We start from the raw sequence: 1645 nt of genomic DNA, 5'->3' as shown, positions 1-1645 counted from the left end.
CATGTTTATATCCATTCCTTTCGCTGCGCTCAAGGCACAAAACGTTATGAAACGTGTTGGCTTTGAGCGTTATTTTATTTATCCTATAAACGTAGGGATAGCAGTTAACTACAAACCACGGGGAGGTGAGTGGGCTACTCCAAACACGGAGTGACCGCATGTTTATATGTGTAGATTGCCTTTCCAAGCACAAATAAGTGTGACTTTGAGCACGCAGACTTATCTTTGTATAAACATTACTCGTTTATAGCTAGGCAATCAGTCAATGCTGTCTATCCCTTCAAATCTAGGAAGGGAGATTCTACTGTGGCTTTAAAAATTGTCCATCAAATTTGTTGTGGCATTGACGTCCACAAAACCTTTGTGGTTGCCTGTATTGCTACGACAAACAACAAGGGGGTTACTAGTTACAAACGCCATCGCTTTTCTACCTTTACAAAAGGCCTAAAAGAGCTGTCACAATGGCTTTGTGAAAACAACTGCAGCGAAGTTTGTATGGAGTCTACAGGAAAATACTGGATTCCAATCTTCAACATTCTTGAAGATTCTTGCAACATTACCCTCGCTCACCCGAAATACGTCAAAGCGATCCGCGGTAAAAAAACGGATAATAAAGATGCTCAGTGGATTGCCGACTTGTTCAAGCATGACCTTGTCGCAGGTAGCTTTATGCCACCACTTGCCATTAGACAGCTTAGAGACTTGATGCGCTATCGCGCTAAGCTGACCAACTTTATGTCCAGCGAAAAAAACAGACTTCAAAATTGCTTGACGGTATCCAACATTCAACTTGGCAATGTCCTTTCGGACACTTTTGGCAAGAGTTCTATGAAGATTATTGACAAGATCCTTGAGAACCCCCTGGATACCACGTTTGACTTAGAATCCCTTGTACATTGTTCTCTGTTTAAAAAACTTCCTGAACTTGAGCTTGCCGTTGATGGGTTTATCACACTCGAACAAGCGGGGAAACTTAAAATCATCAAGCGACACTATGAAGATCTCACTGAGCGCAAATCAGATCTTGAGGGAATTATCCTTTCTCTTTCCGTGCCCTACGCAGAAGAACTAAACTTGATCTTAACTGTTCCGTCCTTTAAAAACATCTTTTCTACCATTACTGTGGTTTCCGAAATAGGTGTCAATATGGACGTGTTCCCGACAGCTAAGCATTTATGCTCCTGGGCAGGGCTTACACCTACGAATAACGAAAGTGCCGGAAAGAAAAAGTCTGTTAGGATTTCAAAAGCTGGTTGTTACATCAAACCACTTTTAGTCCAATGCGCCACTGCTGTGGTAAAGAGTGAAAAGCATCCTGAAATCCGTAACCGCTACTTAAAACTCAAAAAGCGTCGTGGGCACAAACGAGCAATCATCGCAATTGCGCGCATGTTACTAACTGCGATTTATATGATTCTTAAAAAGAAAGAACCCTATAATGCTGACTTATACAAAAAATCCGATGTTCTTCCAGTAGACCGCGAAATCACGGTTGAACAAGCAATTTTGATCGCTAAAAATCAAGGATACCGAATAAAAACTACAGCCTGACTCAGTATATTAATTCAATTTTAAGTCATCTCTTGATGGCTTGTTTGCTATGCTCTCGAACTAATGTGCGTTATCCTACAAATGTTTCAGACTT

Annotated in this window: 1 protein-coding gene; it reads left to right on the top strand. The window is 41.2% G+C overall.

What is annotated here, in order from left to right:
• Positions 1 to 306 precede the first annotated feature (306 nt).
• Positions 307 to 1551: an IS110 family RNA-guided transposase gene (locus tag ACYQ3Q_RS28190; RefSeq protein WP_459928991.1), complete on the top strand. Its 1245-nt coding sequence runs from the start codon at positions 307 to 309 to the stop codon at positions 1549 to 1551.
• Positions 1552 to 1645 lie beyond the last annotated feature (94 nt).

The sequence above is a fragment of the Desulfosporosinus burensis genome, assembly GCF_054657535.1.
This window is presented reverse-complemented; position numbering and strand designations above follow the sequence as displayed.